This window comes from Pseudotabrizicola sp. L79, from assembly GCF_036553525.1.
GTDB lineage: Bacteria > Pseudomonadota > Alphaproteobacteria > Rhodobacterales > Rhodobacteraceae > Pseudotabrizicola.
In genome coordinates, this window is record NZ_JAZHDA010000040.1 from 111,953 (window position 1) to 126,596 (window position 14,644).

General features: G+C 60.8%; 12 protein-coding genes. 8 read left to right on the forward strand and 4 right to left on the reverse strand.

The window, feature by feature from the left end; all coding sequences use genetic code 11:
• Positions 1–40: 40 nt before the first annotated feature.
• A complete protein-coding gene (locus tag V3C85_RS01850; protein ID WP_331793374.1) occupies positions 41–463 on the reverse strand; it encodes a hypothetical protein in 423 nt (140 codons plus the stop codon).
• Positions 464–636: 173 nt separating this feature from the next.
• Here V3C85_RS01850 and V3C85_RS01855 point away from each other — a divergent pair, with 173 nt between their 5' ends.
• On the forward strand, positions 637–1,233 hold the full coding sequence (locus V3C85_RS01855) for an HD family hydrolase (protein WP_331793375.1): 597 nt from the start codon (positions 637–639) through the stop codon (positions 1,231–1,233).
• A gap of 42 nt (positions 1,234–1,275) precedes the next feature.
• Here the strand turns inward: V3C85_RS01855 and V3C85_RS01860 are convergent, their stop codons facing one another.
• The 3 genes from V3C85_RS01860 to V3C85_RS01870 form a co-directional block, all read right to left on the reverse strand.
• Positions 1,276–1,587, reverse strand: a complete 312-nt coding sequence (locus V3C85_RS01860) for an H-NS histone family protein (RefSeq protein ID WP_331793376.1) — start codon at positions 1,585–1,587, stop codon at positions 1,276–1,278.
• Between the two features lie 76 nt (positions 1,588–1,663).
• Positions 1,664–2,218 (reverse strand): ActR/PrrA/RegA family redox response regulator transcription factor, encoded by a 555-nt coding sequence (locus V3C85_RS01865; RefSeq protein WP_331793377.1) that lies wholly within the window; start codon positions 2,216–2,218, stop codon positions 1,664–1,666.
• A gap of 60 nt (positions 2,219–2,278) precedes the next feature.
• Positions 2,279–2,905, reverse strand: a complete 627-nt coding sequence (locus tag V3C85_RS01870; RefSeq protein WP_331793378.1) for an SCO family protein — start codon at positions 2,903–2,905, stop codon at positions 2,279–2,281.
• Between the two features lie 93 nt (positions 2,906–2,998).
• On the opposite strand from V3C85_RS01870, the gene regB reads away from it, so the two are divergent.
• From regB to addA, 7 genes are all read left to right on the forward strand, one after another.
• Entirely contained in the window at positions 2,999–4,387 is a 1,389-nt protein-coding gene (gene regB, locus V3C85_RS01875) for a sensor histidine kinase RegB (RefSeq protein WP_331793379.1), read from the forward strand.
• Positions 4,388–4,485: 98 nt separating this feature from the next.
• On the forward strand, positions 4,486–6,063 hold the full coding sequence (locus tag V3C85_RS01880; protein ID WP_331793380.1) for a PAS-domain containing protein: 1,578 nt from the start codon (positions 4,486–4,488) through the stop codon (positions 6,061–6,063).
• A 45-nt stretch (positions 6,064–6,108) separates the two neighbouring features.
• Positions 6,109–6,582: a tRNA (adenosine(37)-N6)-threonylcarbamoyltransferase complex ATPase subunit type 1 TsaE gene (gene tsaE / locus V3C85_RS01885; protein WP_331793381.1), complete on the forward strand. Its 474-nt coding sequence runs from the start codon at positions 6,109–6,111 to the stop codon at positions 6,580–6,582.
• Positions 6,579–7,595, forward strand: a complete 1,017-nt coding sequence (locus V3C85_RS01890) for an aminoglycoside phosphotransferase family protein (RefSeq protein WP_331793382.1) — start codon at positions 6,579–6,581, stop codon at positions 7,593–7,595. Before tsaE ends, V3C85_RS01890 begins: the two co-directional genes overlap by 4 nt.
• Positions 7,574–8,278: a nucleotidyltransferase family protein gene (locus V3C85_RS01895; protein WP_331793383.1), complete on the forward strand. Its 705-nt coding sequence runs from the start codon at positions 7,574–7,576 to the stop codon at positions 8,276–8,278. Before V3C85_RS01890 ends, V3C85_RS01895 begins: the two co-directional genes overlap by 22 nt.
• Positions 8,265–11,246 carry a double-strand break repair protein AddB gene (gene addB / locus V3C85_RS01900; RefSeq protein ID WP_331793384.1) on the forward strand — a complete coding sequence of 994 codons (2,982 nt, stop codon included), beginning with the start codon at positions 8,265–8,267 and terminating at the stop codon, positions 11,244–11,246. Before V3C85_RS01895 ends, addB begins: the two co-directional genes overlap by 14 nt.
• Positions 11,243–14,593 carry a double-strand break repair helicase AddA gene (gene addA / locus V3C85_RS01905; RefSeq protein ID WP_331793385.1) on the forward strand — a complete coding sequence of 1,117 codons (3,351 nt, stop codon included), beginning with the start codon at positions 11,243–11,245 and terminating at the stop codon, positions 14,591–14,593. Before addB ends, addA begins: the two co-directional genes overlap by 4 nt.
• Positions 14,594–14,644: the final 51 nt, after the last annotated feature.

The window sequence follows — 14,644 nt, forward strand, 5'->3', positions numbered from 1 at the left end:
GCTGCCATGTAGCATTGTAGAGCCGCTTCGGCAACGCGCCCTAGACGCCGGGCGCAATCGTGTTGAAAACCTCATCCGCCTGCCAGTCTGATCGCCAGCCCGTTCCCGAGCTGACGATGCAAGACACGCCATCAGCGCCACGGTGCACCATCGTCCATGTGCCCATCACCTCAGACGCCCAAAGTTCCATCACCAGATCATCGGCAGCCACCCGTTCTTCAATCGGCACCTCGGCGAAGTCCTGTTCCAACGTTTCGGTCAAATCGGCATGCAGGTCGCAATGCGGCTGATCCATTGGCTGTGCACCATGGCCCAGCACATCGTAAACGGCCAGATCATCCGACGCGGGATAGGCCGTCACTGTCGGGCTAACAATCGTGTCGAAACGACGGTCAAGCTGTTCGGTCGCGACAGCATATCCCGAAGCAAGAATGCCAAGAGCGAGAATGGGAAGGGTATTCATAGGGTGCCCCCTTTCGTCATCTGATTTGGCGATGCCACGGTTCTCTTGCGTTGATGATGTGGCCCGCAATTGTGAACGAAACGTTTTTGAAACCTGAAAAGTTCCATCGCTGTGCTTTACACGGGGGCCAACCCCGCGATATTCGGCAGGGGTAAGAGTAAAAAGGGGCCATGATGGCAAGGCAGACGCGGGCCTGGCAAAGGATGCTGTCCGGGCGGCGGCTGGATCTGCTGGACCCTACGCCCGTTGACATAGAAATTGAGGATATTGCCCACGGGTTGTCATTTGTCGCCCGCTGGAACGGGCAAACCCGCGGCGATTGGCCCTATTCTGTGTCCGAGCATTCGCTTTTGGTTGAACAGCTGTTTTCTCGGCAAAATCCGGCGATTGCGGCGAAATGGAAACTGGCGGCACTTTTGCATGATGCGCCTGAATATGTGATCGGAGATATGATTTCACCGGTTAAAGCGGCAGTCGGGCCGGATTATGCGGCCCTGGATGAACGCTTGACGGCGGCCATTCACCTGCGCTTTGGCCTGCCTGCCATTCTGCCCGCCCCGATCAAGAAAGCCATCAAGGCGGCTGACCGCATTTCCGCCTGGATGGAGGCCGTGCATATTGCGGGTTTCGGCACGCCCGAGGCTGACAAACTGTTTGGCCCACCGCCAAGCGCGATCATAGCTGGCTTGGCAATAGAACTGCGCCCACCCGCCCTGGTGCGGGCCGATTTTCTGCACAGGCACAAGCAGTTGATGCACGATATCGGCTGAATTGAAAAACCCGCCAAGACTGGCGGGTTTTTCAAAACAAAATTACAAAGCCATATCTTCCGGCTTTTTGCCCGCTTGCAATGCCGCCTCAAACCAGCGCGGTTTGCGACCACGGCCCGACCAAGTATCAGCGGGATCTTGCGGATTTGCATATTTGGGCGCAGCTGGCGCCCTTTTGCGCGCAGCCGACACACCCGTCAATTCAGCCAGAGAAAAGCCCATTTCGCGTGCTTTGTCTTCCAACTCTGCCAAGGCTTCTTTCTTGCGACGGTCTTCGTAACCGGCAATCGCTTTGGCAACCTGTGCCTGAAGGTCTTTAAGTTCCTTCAGCGAAAGTGCGTTCAAGTCAAACATTTCGGCAATTCCCCATTATGGCCCTGTGCTTATATTAATCACAGAAGCACTGAATGACAATTGCCCCATTATTCAGCTATTTCGGGCTTCGCTTTGCCAGAATACGCTGCAAGGTGCGCCGATGCATCGACAGGCGGCGCGCCGTTTCCGATACGTTGCGGTCACACATTTCATAAACGCGCTGAATATGTTCCCAACGCACCCGGTCTGCCGACATCGGGTTTTCGGGCGGGGCGGGCATTGCCTCGCCCTTGGCCAGCAAGGCGTTGGTCACATCATTGGCATCAGCGGGTTTTGACAGATAGTCCGTTGCGCCGATCTTGACGGCTGCCACCGCCGTGGCAATCGCGCCATATCCCGTCAGAACCACAATCCGGCAATCGGGCCGGCGTTCGCGCAAGGCCTCTACCACGTCAAGCCCGTTGCCATCCTCCAGACGCAGATCGACCACGGCATAGGCAGGCGGGCGGGCATGGGCAATCGCCTTTCCGGCCGCCACACTTTCGGCGGTTTCCGGCAGGAACCCGCGGCGTTCCATGGCGCGGGCAAGCCGCTTGACGAATGCCTCGTCATCATCAACCAGCAGCAGGGTCCTGTCCGGGCCCAGGTCCACCGACATGTCTTCCGCCATCGCGCGTTCCTTCCAATGCTCTGCGCGAGAACGTAGGGCGTTTGGGGGCCGTGGTCAATTTTACTTGGCGGCACCTGAATTTGAAATGAAACAGGCCACCCGTTCCGCCATTTGGTCAGCCGTTTCCTCACGCTTGAAGAAGTCGGCAAAGCCAATGCCTGGCAGCATCAGATAGGTAAAGGTCGAGTGATCGACGAGGTAGAATTCGTCCTCGCTCTCCTGCTTTTTGAAATAGGTCTTAAAGGCCTTTGAGGCCGCTTTGGTCTGCTCTTCACTGCCTGTCAGGGCGATCATCTTGGGATGCAGGTTCGCGGCGAAATCACCCATCACCTCGGGGGTATCCCTCTCGGGGTCGATCGAAATGAACACGGGCTGAACATCGAACCCTTGCTCCTCAAGCACATCGACGGCATCGGCATTGCGCGCATTGTCCAACGGGCAGACATCAGGGCAGAACGTATACCCAAAATAGACCAGCGAAGGCTTGGTCAGCACATCGGCATCGGTGACGGTCTTGCCGGTTGGATCGACCAAGGTGAAGGGGCCACCGATATCACCGCCGCCAACCTGACCGCCGCGGCACTGCGCAAAGGCATCATCACTGCCTTGGGAATAGATATAGGCCAGACTGCCGCCAAGAAGCCCGACAACGGCCGCGGCGGCCAAGGCTGCATAGGTTTTTGACATGACTTTCCCCAATCCTGCGATATGTCGGTGCATTGATCGGCGATACGACCCTGATTAACAATGCGCAAGATCGTCGCTGGGAAAGAGTGCGGAATGCTCGGTATCGGATTTGGACGAACGGCCCGCGACACGCGCAGCGATTGGGTGCGTCTGCGCACGCTTATTTTTCTGCGCTGGATGGCGATCATCGGTCAGCTTGCCGCCATCACCGTTGCCGACCGCTATTACGGAATGCAGTTGCCGTTGGGCCTGTGTTACATGGCCGTTGGGGCCTCTATCATTGCCAATCTGGTGTCTATTTTCGTTTTCCCCGAGAACAAGCGCCTGACCGAACTTGAGGCGATGTTGACCCTGTTGTTCGATCTGACGCAGTTTTCATTCCTGCTGTATCTGACCGGTGGCCTGACAAATCCGTTTGCCTTGCTGATCCTTGCACCAGTCACCGTTTCGGCCTCGGCACTTGAACTGCGCACGACATTGTTACTGGGCACGATGTCCATCCTTTTGGTCACGGTTACGGCCTTTTTTCATGTTCCGCTTACCTTTGCGGATGGTCGGGTCTTGGCCGTGCCTGTTCTGTTTGAATTCGGCTTCTGGCTGTCGATCATCATCGGCATCCTGTTTCTTGGCCTGTATTCGCGCCGGGTGGCGACCGAAATACGGTCGATGTCTGACGCGCTTTTGGCCACACAAATGGCCTTGGCGCGGGAACAAAAGCTGACGGATCTTGGCGGTGTCATAGCGGCCGCGGCCCATGAGCTCGGCACGCCCTTGGCGACGATCAAGCTGGTGTCTTCCGAAATGATGGAGGAACTGGAAGAAGATGACCCCCTGCGTGACGATGCAAAGCTGATCCGAGAGCAGGCCGACCGATGCCGCGACATCCTGCGGTCTATGGGCAGGGCTGGCAAAGATGATCTTCACATGCGCAGCGTGCCACTTGCGTCTTTGGTGAAAGAGGCCGCAGAACCCCATCAGGCACGCGGCAAAAGCCTGGATTTCGTCTTTACCCCCGGCCCTGACGGATCGGAACGTCAGCCCATGGTGCTGCGGCGGCCCGAAGTCATTCACGGCTTGCGCAATCTGATTCAGAACGCTGTCGATTTTTCGCGCAGCAAGGTGTGGATCAGTGGCGAGTGGACTGGCAAGGTTATTTCCGTGCGGATCGTCGATGATGGCGAAGGCTATCCACCCCAGGTGATCGGGCGCATTGGCGACCCCTTCGTGCGCAGCCGTCGGACCGCACAAGATCTGGCCCGTCGCCCGGAATACGAAGGCATGGGGCTGGGCCTGTTCATCGCCAAGACACTGCTAGAGCGAACCGGTGCAGAACTGACCTTTGCAAATGCATCTGATCCATTCCTGACCCCCGAAGAACGACCCGAGCGCAGTGGTGCAATCGTTCAAGTGTCTTGGCCCGCTGATCGGCTACTATCGCCGGTTGTGCAAAGCTTAGGAAAGAATGAACGTATCGATCCGTAATTTTTGCTAATTTTCGCAGATTTTGCCAAGTTCTCTGGTTAACGCACTGTAAAGTAAATAACCTTTAGGTTGAAATGGTGATTCTTTATGGGGGTTGCATGGGTTCTGATCTGGCCCTTGGTGTTGGCCTTGGAATAACGTCCATTCTTGCAGCCTTCGGCTCTTTGCTGGTTTTGCTGGGCTTTCACAGCCCATCTGCCCATTCAAAGCCAAGCATCTTTCGCGAGAAAGAGTCGGGAACCATCTTTCTTTTTGATGGCGATCGGCTGATTGACTGCACCCCCGGCGGGCGGGCCGTGTTGGCGGCCTCACCCGCCCGTGGCGATAACTGGATGCGGCTTATGGCCCATCTGGGCACCCAATTTCCAAATCTGGAAAGATATTTGAACGAGTTGGCCGAACGCGGTGCCATCACCTTGGAAGGTGAAGACGCCGAAGGTATGCCACTGCTGCTGCATGCCGAGTTGCGCGGCGGAATTACCAGAATTTCCGTGACAGATGCCTCGGCTTCGGTTGCGGCCCACGCCAGCGACCCGATGGTGCATCGCGCCGTGACCGAGGAGTTGTCGAACCTGCGCAGCATGATGACCCAAGCCCCGATCATGGCCTGGCGTGAGCGGGAAGATGGCGATGTGATCTGGGCCAACACGCAATACGTTTTGGCAGCCGTCGATAGCCTTGGCCCGGATCAAGACCTGACTTGGCCACTTCCCCGCTTGTTTGACAGGCTGGCCTCTGCGCAGGGCGCCGCCGGGCAACGGCAAAAACTGCGCACAGCAGATGGGTCTACTCGGTGGTTTGATCTGACCATGAAGGCCGAGAATGCCGAACGGCGCGTTTACGCCGTGCCCTGCGACAGCGCAGTGGTGGCCGAAACAAACCTGCGCGATCTGATGCAAACACTGACCAAGACATTCGCGCATCTGACAGTTGGCTTGGCCATTTTTGACAGCCAAAGGCAATTGCAGATGTTTAACCCTGCATTGCTTGACCTGACTGGCCTGCCGCCAAACTTTCTGTCCAGCAGGCCAACGGTGGTGGCGATGCTGGATGCCATGCGCGACCGTAACATGGTGCCCGAACCAAAGGATTATCATCGCTGGCGGCAGCAACTGGTTGATCTCGACGAAAGCGCGTCTGGGGGCGTGTATTCCGAGATCTGGAGCCTTGCCGGCGACCAGACCTATCGCGTGGTCGGGCGGCCACATACCAACGGCTCTTTGGCATTGATGTTTGAAGATATTTCCAACGAGGTGTCGCGGACACGGCGCTACCGGGCCGATCTGGAGCTGGGTCAATCCGTGATCGATTCGATGTCAGAGGCTGTCGCCGTGTTTTCGGAAACCGGGCAATTGGTGATGACAAACCAAGCCTATGGGGCACTTTGGGAAAATGATCCGTCTGAAACACCCGTCGATGTCAGTATAAAATCTGCCGCCCAGCAGTGGAGCAGCCACTGCGCACCCAGCCCGGTTTGGGCTGAGATCATCGATTATGTTGCCACCGTCGGTGACCGCGATAATTGGGTGGCGGAAACGCGCCTGCTGGATGGGCGCCTGCTGCGGTGTCGTCTGCACCCATTGGAAAGCGGCGCGACACTGATTGGTTTCAGCCCGATCGCTGCCGAACGCCCCGAAGTGGAAGAAGTTGTAACCTCGGCCCGTCGCCGCGCCTGAAAGCCTGCGCTTGCGGTGGCGGGCGGGCGCAGTAAAACTGCGGGCATGAAACAGCCACATTCATTTTGCCTTGCCCTCCCCACGCCGGAAAGCACCACCGATCTGGGCCATGCCATCGCAGGCGCCTTGTCTCCCGGCGATTGCCTTTTGTTGACAGGCACCCTTGGGGCCGGAAAATCGCATCTGGCACGGGCAATCATTCAAGCAAGGCTGGGCCGGGCCGAGGATGTGCCCTCGCCAACTTTTACCCTTGTGCAAACCTATGATGCCCCGGACGGCGACGTGTGGCATGCTGATCTTTACCGGCTGTCACACCCCGACGAGGTTATAGAGCTGGGTCTGGATGAGGCCTTCTCCTCGGCCATCTCGCTGATCGAGTGGCCCGACCGACTGGGCGACCTGACACCCAAGGATGCCATACGCGTTGATTTGGCCTATGATGGGTTCGGGCGGCAGGCCAAGATCCGCTTTGCCAACCGCCCGGCCCTTGCCGAAATCTTGCACGGATGGCGCGCATGACAAACCGCAAGGCGCTGGCCCAAACCTTTCTTGATCATGCAGGCTGGGGCACAGCCCAGCGCCACTTTCTGGCGGGCGATGCCTCTGACCGCAGTTATGACAGGCTGCGCCAAGGCCACGAAACCGCCGTGCTGATGGATGCGCCGCCCGGCCGTGGCGATGATCCGGCTGATTTTCTGCGCATCGCAGCGCATCTGCGGGGCATTGGGCTGTCAGCGCCCCAGATCCTTGCCAGCGATGTACCGAATGGCTTTTTGTTGATCGAAGATCTGGGCGATGCCCTGTTCGCCCGCGAATTGCGCACCGCCCCGCAGCACGAGTCACGGCTATATACCGGGGCCACCGATGTGCTGTTGCATCTGCAAGACCATGCCCCCCCGGCCCATCTACCCAACCTTTCCGCAGCCGACTGGGCCGAGGCTGCCGCCTTTGCACTGGATTGGTATGCCCGCGCGATTACCGGCACAAATCCGGTGCAGCGCCCGGCCTTTGTCGATGCGTTGGCCCAGGCCCTGCACCGCCATGCCGATGGGCCAAGGGTGCTGATCTTACGCGACTATCACGCTGAAAACCTGCTTGATCTGCCCGACAGAACCGGGGTGGCGCGCGTTGGCCTGCTTGATTTCCAACTCGCCCAACTGGGTCAGCCCGGGTATGATCTGGTCTCGTTGCTGCAAGATGCCCGGCGCGATGTCTCGCCCACTGTGGCCCAACGGATGACCCTTCATTTTGCGGCGGGCAAGGGCCTTGAGGCCGCAACACTAGAGGCTTCGCTTGCCGTGTTGGGTGCACAGCGGGTCCTGCGCATCTTGGGCATCTTCGCCCGGCTTTGCCTTGTGTCCGGCAAGGCCGGCTATGTTGACCTGATCCCCCGTGTCTGGGGGCAGCTTCAGCAAAATCTGGCGCATAAGGCGCTGGCCGATCTCAGGCCCATCTGCGACGCTGCCCTTCCCTCCCCGACGCCTCAGGCCCTGAACCGGATCAAAGACCAATGCGCCACAAACCCTCGCTGATGCTGTTTGCCGCTGGCTTTGGCACCCGGATGGGCGCGTTAACGGCCACACAGCCCAAGCCGCTGATCCCCGTCGCAGGCCGGGCGCTGATTGACCATGCCCGACAGGTGGGTGCAGAGGCAGGCCTGACGCGGCAGGTGGCCAATGCGCATTATCTTGCCGACCAGATCGTTCAGCATCTGCAAGGCACTGATGTTGCGGTGTCGGTCGAGGCGGGCCAGATTCTGGATACCGGCGGCGGCCTGCGGCAGGCCCTGCCACTGTTGGGGCCGGGGCCAGTGGCCACTTTGAACACAGATGCCGTCTGGACAGGCCAAAACCCGTTGACCCAGCTTTTGCATGCTTGGGATGGCGCGCGCATGGACGTTCTGTTCCTGCTGTTGCCCGCCAATGTGGCCCGCAGCGCCACCGGGCGCAGCGATTTTGTGCTGGGGCCAGAGGGGCGGGTCGATTGGGCCAAGGGGCGCCAAGGCGTGCTGTATCTGGGCGCACAGATCCTGAACCCAGATATTCTGGCTGCCGAGACGGAAAAGGCCTTTTCGCTACACGGCCCCTGGACCCGCGCCATGGCCGCCGGACGGGCCTTTGGGGTGATCCATCAAGGTGATTGGTGCGATGTCGGCCACCCCGGTGGCATTGCCGAGGCCGAAGACATACTAAGGAAAGCCGATGTTTACCGCTGATATGTCACGCGTTTTTGGCCTGCCGCCGGGTGTCGATTTTCCGCGCGCCCTTGTCGATGGCCTGCGCGCCCGCATGGCAGGCCAGCCACCACAGGCGATGGGGCGCGTTACCCTGTATCTGAACAGCGCCCGTATGCAGCGCCGGGTGCGTGACCTGATGGCCGCCAGCGGGCCGGGCATCCTGCCTCGGCTGCGGCTGGTCACTGATCTGGGTGCCGATTTCATCCTGCCCGGCCTGCCCCCGGCGGTGCCCGCCTTGCGGCGAAAATTGCAACTGACGGTTTTGATTGCCCGTCTGTTGGACAAGGAACCCGATCTGGCCCCCCGGGCCGCCATTGCAGATTTGGCGCAAAGCCTGTCTGACCTGTTGGCAGAGATGCAGGTTGAAGGTGTCAGCCCTGACCGGATCGCCGATCTGGATGTGGCTGACTTTTCAGCCCATTGGGAACGCACCCGTCAGTTCCTGATGATCGTGGCCCCCTTCTTTGCCAACCCAGATCAGCCCGACAGTTCAGGCCGCCAGCGTTTGCTGGCCCAGCATCTGGCCGGGCTTTGGGCTATGGCCCCGGCCGCTGACCCGGTGATCGTGGCCGGATCTACCGGATCGCGCGGCACCACTGCCCTGTTCATGCAGGCCGTCGCACGATTGCCCCAAGGCGCCGTGATCTTGCCGGGTGTCGACATGACGATGCCAAGCCCGGTCTGGGACAGGCTGGACGACGCCCTGACATCAGAGGATCACCCCCAATTCCGCTTTCGCCGCTTTGCCGATATGATGGGGCTGCATCCCAGCCAGATCAGCGCCTGGACGGCCGAGCAACCGCCTAGCCCAGAACGTAATCGCGTGATCTCTTTGGCATTGCGGCCCGCCCCGGTGACAGACCAGTGGCTGGTCGAGGGGCAAGACCTGCCCCCCCTGCCCCAGGCCCTGCGCGACTTGACGTTGATCGAGGCCAAGACCCCACGGCAAGAAGCGCTGGCGCTGGCGCTGATCTTGCGGCAGGCGGCTAACTCTGGGCGCAAAGCCGCATTGATTTCGCCCGACCGATCGCTGACCCGTCAGGTGACGGCGGCCTTGGCGCGTTGGGGTGTGTTGCCTGATGACAGTGCCGGGGTGCCCTTGAACCAATCCCCTCCGGGCCGGTTCCTGCGCCAGATCACCCGGCTTTTTTGCCAGCGTCTTGCATCAGACCGGTTGTTGGCCCTGTTGAAACACCCGTTGACCGCCTCGGCCATCGCGCGGGGGGATCATCTGTTGCTGACCCGCAATCTGGAACTGCGGTTGCGCAGCAAGGGGCCGGTCTTTCCAACCGGCGCCGATCTGCTGGCTTGGGGCGGCAGCCAAAAGGGCGACCTGGCCTTGGGTTGGGCCACAGCCTTGGCCGGTGCGATTGATGGCCTGGCAACGACGGGGCGTCTGCCTTTGGCCGCTCATGTGCGCCGATTGCGCCAAATGGCCGAACGGCTGGCCCGTGGCCCTGCTGCCGAAGGAACCGGCGGCCTGTGGGACAAAGCCGCTGGCAAAGAGGCCCAAGCCTTTCTGACAGAGTTGGAGACCGAGGCCGAGCATGGGGGTGATCTGACGGCGGGCGAATTCCGTGATCTCTTTGATGATCTGATTTCAAGCCGCGAGGTGCGCGATGCCGTGGTGGCCCACCCCACGATCAGCATCTGGGGAACGATCGAGGCCCGCGTGCAAGGCGCGGATCTGGTTCTGTTGGCGGGGCTGAATGACGGCATCTGGCCTGCCCTGCCACCCGCCGACCCTTGGCTGAACCGCAAAATGCGCCAACAAGCCGGGTTGTTGCTGCCTGAACGCCGGATCGGCCTTGCAGCCCATGATTTCCAACAGGCCATTGCGGCGCCTGAGGTTGTGCTGTCGCGCGCCCTGCGCAACGCCGAAGCCGAGACAGTGCCCTCGCGCTGGGTGAACCGGTTGGTCAATCTGGTGTCGGGGCTGCCCGACCGACAGGGGCCGCAGGCCTTGGCAGAGATGCGCGCACGCGGCCAGACCTGGCTGAATTGGGCGTCCGCCGTGGATCGGCCGCAGCGCAACCCCGGCCCAGCCCTGCGCCCCGCCAAACGTCCGGCCCCACGCCCCCCGGTGGCGCATCGGCCCAAAGAACTGTCATTGACGCGGGTCGAACTGCTGATCCGCGACCCCTATGCCATCTATGCCAGCAAGATCCTGCGGCTGGACCCGATGAACAGCCTGAAACCGATGCCCGAGGCGCGCGACCGGGGTATCGTTATTCACGAGGTTCTGGAACGCTTTGTTCGCGACCGCCCCGAAGGCGAAACCCGCGATGCGGCGCGCACACGTCTTTTGGCGCTGACCCAGGACGTTCTGGCCGCCGAAGTGCCTTGGCCCGCCGAGCGGATCTTGTGGGCGGCGCGCATGCGGCGCGCGGCAGATCACTTCCTTGATGTCGATGCAGACCAAGGCGGCACCACCCTGCGGCTGGAGACAAAGGGTGAGCTGATCTTGCAAGAGCTTGGCTTTCGCCTGTTCGGCACGCCTGACCGGATCGACCGGCTAGAGGACGGCACGCTGCATCTGATGGATTACAAGACCGGCACGCCACCCTCTGCCGCACAGATTGCCTCTTACGCCAAGCAGTTGCACCTTGCCGCCCTTTTGGCCGAGGCAGGTGGATTTGGTGGTCTTGGCCCGCAGACCGTTTCACGGATCAGCTATATCGGGTTGGCGGGTGACGGAAAGCTGACCAGCATGCCCGTTACCGAGGCAAGCCTGACCGAAACGCGTGACGGGCTGATGCGGCTGATCCGATCTTACATGACGCATGGGCAGGGATATATCGCGCGGCGGGCAGTGCAGACCGAGCAGAGCAAAGGCGATTTCGACCATCTGGCCCGGTTTGGCGAATGGGAAATGACCGATGCCTCAGTGCCCGAAGATGTTGGGCCCGAAGATGTTGGGCCCGAAAATCTTGGGGGTGACCTATGACACAGCTGCATGACGCAAGCCTTGCCCAGATCGCCGCCGCCCGGCCCGATGTTTCAACCTGGCTGTCGGCCAATGCCGGATCAGGCAAGACCCGCGTTCTGACCGACCGGGTGGCGCGCTTGCTGCTGAATGGTGTGCAACCTCAGCACATTCTGTGCCTGACCTATACCAAGGCCGCCGCGACCGAGATGCAGAACCGCCTGTTCAAGCGGTTGGGCGTCTGGGCGATGAAACCAGATGCAGCCCTGCGCGAAGATCTGGCCGAGTTGGGCGAAGGCGCGGATTTGTCGCCCGACCGGCTGGCCTTGGCCCGGCAGTTGTTTGCCCGCGCCATTGAAACGCCGGGGGGTTTGCGCATTCAGACCATCCATTCGTTCTGCGCCACGCTGTTGCGCCGCTACCCGCTTGAGGCCGGCGTTTCCCCCGGCTTTGCCGAGATGGATGATCGCACCGCCCGCGCGCTGCGCGATGACATTTTGCAAGACATGGCCGACCGACTGGCCCCTGATGCCGTGGCCGAAATTGCCAGCCTCTACCCCGCCGAGGGGATCGAGTCGCTGGTGGTCGAAATCTGCAGCAATGCGCCTGCCTTTGCCGAACCGTTATCGCGCGATCAGGCCTTTGCCCGCTTTGGTCTGCCCCCAGATGACAGTCCTGCGCATCTTTTGGCCGATGTCTTTCTGGGGGCTGAAGCCGACCTGTTGGCCCGGGTATCGCTGGTGCTGGAGGGTGGCAGCAGTTCTGACCAGAAGCACGCGGCCCGGTTTCGCGCACTAGATCTGACATCCCCCGATGAACGTGCCCTGCAAGAGCTGGAGTCGATGCTGTTGTTTGGCGAAAGCGCCAAGGCCGGGCCCTATGCGGCCAAGATCGACGCTTATTCCAGCAAGGCTGTGCGTCAGGCCATGGGTGACGATCTTGATCGACTTCATCAATTGATGATGCGCGTCGAATCTGCCCGCCCCCGACGTTTGGGGATTCAGGCCGCCCAGCACATGCTGACGCTGCACCGCTTTGCCCGCCTGTTTCTGGCCGAATATGAATCGCGCAAAGCAGCACAGGGCCTGCTGGATTTCGACGATCTGATCCGCCGGGCCGGGCGGTTGTTGAATGATCCTGCCCTTGCGGCTTGGGTCTTGTTCCGGCTGGATGGGGGCATCGACCATATTCTGGTGGATGAGGCGCAAGACACCTCTCCCCAGCAATGGGAGGTGGTCGAGAGGCTGGCTGCCGAGTTCACCGCTGGCGCCGGGGCGAGGGCCGAGGCGCGCACCCTGTTCGTGGTGGGCGACAAAAAGCAGTCGATCTATTCATTTCAGGGCGCTGATCTTTCTGCCTTTGATGCCAAGCACGGCGATTTCGGCGCAAAATTCGCCGAGGTGGGCCAGCCGATGCAGGATCGGTCGCTCGACTACAGCTTTCGTTCGGCGCGCGCGGTTTTGCAGGTGGTGGATGCCACCTTTGGCGATGCCTTCCCGTCGGCCCTTGGGGCGGCGCCCCGCCACCTGGCCTTTTTCGATGCCCTGCCCGGTCGGGTTGATCTGTGGCCATTGATTCCCAAGGCCGACAAGACCAAGGATGAAAATGGCTGGGACCCGGTTGATCTGATATCGGAAGATCACCATTCCGTGCAGTTGGCACAGCAGATTGCCGACGAAATCAAGGCGATGGTCGATAGCGGAGTGCAGATTGTCGACGAACGCCAGCAAACCCGGCCCGTGCGCTATGGCGATTTCCTGATCTTGGTGCAGCGGCGGGCGGAACTGTTTTCGCAGATCATCCGGGCCTGCAAACAGCGCGGCTTGGCAATTGCCGGGGCTGACAGGTTAAAGCTGGGCGAAGAACTGGCGGTCAAGGATTTGAAGGCGCTTTTGGCCTTTCTGGCCACGCCTGAAGATGACCTGTCGCTGGCCACGGCCCTGCGCTCGCCCCTGTTTGGCTGGACAGAAGATCAGCTTTACCGGCTGGCGCGCCCCCGCAAAGGCTTTTTATGGGAGGCGTTGCGCAGCAGTGCCGAGGCCGAGACCTTGGCCGTTTTGAACGATCTGCGCAACACGACCGATTTCTTGCGCCCCTATGAGTTGCTGGAGCGCGTTCTGACCCAGCACAATGGACGCGAGCGGTTGCTGACGCGTCTTGGCCCCGAGGCCGAAGATGGCATTGATGAATTGCTGACACAGGCCCTTGTCTACGAGCAAACCGATGTGCCCAGTCTGACCGGCTTTCTGGTCTGGCTGGAGGGTGATGAGGTTGAGGTCAAACGCCAGTTGGGCGGCGAGGGCGACAGCATCCGCGTTATGACGGTGCATGGCGCCAAGGGGCTAGAGGCGAATATCGTCATACTGCCCGATACCACAGACCGCGCCAATCGCGACCGCGCCCAGGTCTATCTGGCCGAAGATCGCATGGCGCTGTGGAAGCCATCGGGTGACCAAAAGCCCGATGAGATTGCCACGATTGCACAGGCCCGCAAGCAAAAGACCCATGAAGAAAGCCTGCGCCTGTTGTATGTGGCGCTGACACGGGCGCGCAGTTGGCTGATCGTGGCCGGGGCGGGTGATGCAAAGACAGACACCAGCAAAGGCGCAAAGCCACGGGCCGAATGGTGCTGGTATTTGCAGGTGCAGGCCGGGTTGCAGGCGCTGGGCGGCGGGGCCTTGCCCGGCGGGCGGGTGCGGCATGAAACCGGTGTCTGGCCCGGATTGGGCGAAAAGGCGGATGATACCACGGACTTGGTGGCCCTGCCCGACTGGGCGACGGGGCCTGCGCCCGATCTGCCGCGCGATTTGCCATCGCTGTCCCCGTCGGATCTGGGGGGCGCCAAGGCCCTGCCGGGAGAGGGGGATGAAGGCGAGATTGCCAAGGCACGGGGAACGGCGCTGCACAGTTTGCTGGAACATCTGCCCGCCACCGACCCGGCAATTTGGGCCGATGTGGCCCGTTCGGTCACGCCTGAAGGCATGGACAGCGCCGCCCTGCTGGCCGAGGCCGCGGGGGTGCTGGCCGACACCACCTTGGCGCCGCTGTTTCACCCCGACAGTCTGGCCGAAGTTGCGGTAACGGGGCAGTGGAACGGGCGTCGGGTCGTGGGCGCGATTGACCGGCTGTTGGTGATGCCAGATCGCGTGCTGGCGGTGGATTTCAAATCAAACCGGGTCGTGCCCGACCATCCACATCAGGTACCCGAAGGCATTTTGCGGCAAATGGCGGCCTATGCCCATGTTTTGCAACAGATTTATCCGGGCAAGGCCATTGAAACAGCCATTCTTTGGACCGCAACACCCAAACTGATGCGGCTTGATCCCGATATCGTGACTGCGGCCTTGGGGCGCGCCACTATATCTTGACCTCTGCCATTCAGGGGCCTAGCGTCTGCCCCCAACAATTCCTGTCAGGAG